This is a genomic window from Salegentibacter tibetensis, from assembly GCF_020164485.1.
Taxonomy (GTDB): Bacteria; Bacteroidota; Bacteroidia; order Flavobacteriales; family Flavobacteriaceae; genus Salegentibacter; species Salegentibacter tibetensis.
This window is the reverse complement of sequence record NZ_JAIQZA010000169.1, coordinates 1-255: the sequence shown is the minus strand read 5'-3', so window position 1 is coordinate 255 and position 255 is coordinate 1. Positions and strand designations below refer to the sequence as shown.

Here is a 255-nt window from a genome sequence, read left to right as displayed (position 1 = left end):
CACCATGAGCCCCATCTACATGGAACCAAATGCTATATTGTTTACAAAAGTCGGCAATGGTCTCAAGGTCATCATAAGACCCGGTGGAAGTGGTACCTGCACATCCTACAACACAAATCACCTGCCTCCCATCTGCGACTGCTTTTTGATAATATTCTTCCAGTAGCTCTGTTCGCAGCTGGAAACGATCATTTACCGGCACCTTGATAATTCCTTCGTCTCCAAAACCCATAATACGTGCAGCACGGTCAATAC

General features: G+C 45.9%; 1 protein-coding gene. It reads right to left on the bottom strand.

Features of this window, described 5'->3' with window-relative positions; translation table 11 throughout:
• Positions 1 to 255, bottom strand: a 255-nt coding sequence (locus tag LB467_RS18960; RefSeq protein WP_237690477.1) for a pyridoxal-dependent decarboxylase, incomplete at both ends; no start/stop codon positions are given.